We start from the raw sequence: 2,830 nt of genomic DNA, 5'->3' as shown, positions 1-2,830 counted from the left end.
ATCGCTACGATCAACAGCCAGCGTACCATCATCATGGATCGCCGTGGTAGTCGCGATGTTGCCCGCCGTACCACCATTGCCAAGCTGCAGCGTGCCGCCTTCGATATCCGTGGCCCCGCGATAGGTCTGATCTTTGCTCACAACAAGCGTGCCGGCATCCGTCTTCACCAAAGACGTACCACCCGCGACATTGCTGTCATTGATGACCGTATCCAGATCCGCCGTGATGGCAGCGCCTGCATCCGTCCCGTCACCAACACGGACCGTCGTCGAACCCGTGGTCGCATACAGGTCATCACCCGTCACGACATAGGTCTTGCCATCATTATTGGCAAACTGCATCCCGCTGACCGTCACATCCGCAGGATCGCCATTCGCATCCTTATCCGAGACGCTCACCGTGCCGGCAGAGCCTTCGAAGACGGCATAGCCACCCGCATACCATGGTGCGTTACGGCTACCATCCGCATTGGTCCAGTTGTCATCACCCGCACCGTTCATCGCAGTCCAGGTGCCGCTGCCACCATCGACCGTATCATTACCGGACGAACCGTCCGAACCATGGTTGGTGCCGGTATTGCCGCCGTCCCAGAAGGTCAGGCTGCCATCATTCACAACCAGGTTCACCTGATGGGCGATCGAGGTCTGCAGGCCAAGTTCAACACCCTGCGCGGCATCAACCGTGCCAAGTGTTTCACCATTATCCGTAAGGCCTCCACCATAGGTGTAGATACGGTAGACACCCGCATCCAGACCACCGCTGGCAGCGTCCGGACCAGCTGTATCGGCCGCAACATTCAGCGTGCCGCCCAGCGTCAGGTTGCCCCCCACAGCGACAAGGTCATTGTATTTCCCACCTGCCGTATTGGCCTCACCCGTATCAAAGTTCTGGGTCGAGCCCTGATCCAGGGTCAGGTTTCCATCAACCGTCAGCGTGCCCACGCCATGGGCGCCATCACCCGCAGACAGGGTCGCACCATTCCCAACCGTCACGTCACCACCAAGCGTGCCCGTGCCGCTCAGCGTCGCGCCAGAAGCAACCGTCGTCGCTCCCGTCGCACCACTCTCATCTCCATCAACCTGCAAGGTGCCGGCATTCACGGAAGTCGCGCCACCATAGGTGTCGGTACCGCTCAGGATGGTGGTGCCGGTTCCGGACTGGGTCAGGCTGCCCGTGCCGGAGATCGCCTGCGCCAGCGTCACGCTGTCGCTGTGATCAACACTCAGGTTGCCATTATCCACAATCGACGACGTCTCAGAAATCGTCCCGGTCGTGCCGCCATTGCCAAGCTGCAGCGTGCCGCCACCGATCGTCGTCCCTCCCGTGTAGGTGTCAGCCCCAGTCAGGACCAGCGTGCCTGTGTCCGATTTTGTGAGACTGCCACTCCCGGACAGTACGCCGGAAAGGGTCGTGTTCAGACCATTGGTGTCGACGGTGGAATCCGTCCCGCTGACCAGCGTCGCATTCACGGAAGAGGTCAGGTCGGACCCCGTATCCTTCAGCGTGCCGCCAGCCAGGTTGAACTGGTAGCTGCCACCATTGCTGCCTTCATCCGCGACAATGCCGTTCGTGCCACCCACTGCCAGCGTGCCCCCCTGACCAACCGTCAGGGTGCCCGTGCTGCCAGACGCAACAGTTGACCCGTCCCCGAACGAGACAGGACCCGCAGAGCTGATCACACCCCCGTTTTCAACGGAAACCGTGCCCGTGCCATCCGCATTGACATACAGACCACCCGTCCCCGCATTCAGCTGCGTGCCGGTTCCCGTCACATCAAGGCTGCCTTTACCGACGGTCTGGTTACCCAATACGACGGCCTGGGTTGAAACAACGCTGCCATTTGTAATGGAAACAGTGCCGGTGCCATTCTCACCCGCAACAATCATCCCAACATTGGCAGTGGAATCATCAACCGTAATCTTGCCCTGGCTATTGGCGCCAAGCCCGGCCGTCAAAGTACCTCCTGCTGAATCAAGGGTACTACCATTTTGCAAGGTCATACTTGCGTCAGAACCAGCGTCAAACCCACTGGCAATGACGCCAGTCCAGTTCGCTGCCGTATTGTTTGGAATAGTTACATGGCCATTGTCCAGAACGACTGTTCCGTCGTTCTGGATGCTGTTCGTACCATCCAGCTGGCCACCATTGGAAACCGTCAGGCTCGCACCAGACGCAACAATCGTATCTCCCGTGTAGGTATTCGCACCCGTCAGCGTTTCCGTCCCGCCAGAAACCGTCAGACCGCCAGAACCGGACATGCCGCCGGAATAGGTGCTGCTGGCTTTGGTCAGGTCCAGCGTGCCGTCCAGTGTGCCACTGGCAGTTCCCGACAGAGAACCCGCCGTCGAACCCGCAGACGCCACATCGAACGTGCCGCCATTGGCCGCAACCGTGCCGTCAACCGTGTTGCCGTCCAGCGTCAGCGAACCGGCCGTCTGGGTCACATCACCCGAGACGGTGTTGCCCGCACCCAGCGTCATCGTCCCGCTGTTCGCCGCACTCGCCAGTGTCCCGCCCGTCGCGCTGAATGTCGCACCAGACGCATTCGTCACGGCGCCTGCCGTCGTGTCGCTCAGCCTCGCTGTGCCGCCATTGTTCGCAACAGCCGCAAGCGTGCCGTCTTCAGCCGTAAACGTCCCGGTATTGGTTGTCGTGCCAGCAACCGTGCCGCCATTGACATCCGTCGTCCCGGCAGTCGTCAGCGCACCCGCAACAGAACCCGGCAGGCTGAGGCCTGCACCAGACGCCACCGTCGTCACACCCGTGTAGGTATTCGCACCCGACAGCGTCTCCGTCCCGCCAGAAACCGTCAGACCGCCAGAACCGGAC

At 60.9% G+C, this 2,830-nt stretch carries 1 protein-coding gene; it reads right to left on the bottom strand.

The window, feature by feature from the left end:
- A partial coding sequence (locus CFR80_RS17520) for a beta strand repeat-containing protein (protein ID WP_181418273.1) occupies positions 1 to 2,830 on the bottom strand: 2,830 nt, incomplete at both ends.

This window comes from Komagataeibacter oboediens (genome assembly GCF_003207815.1).
GTDB classification, from domain to species: Bacteria; Pseudomonadota; Alphaproteobacteria; order Acetobacterales; family Acetobacteraceae; genus Komagataeibacter; species Komagataeibacter oboediens.
Note: the sequence above shows the minus strand (reverse complement) of the source record. Positions and strands in the feature narration are given on the sequence as shown.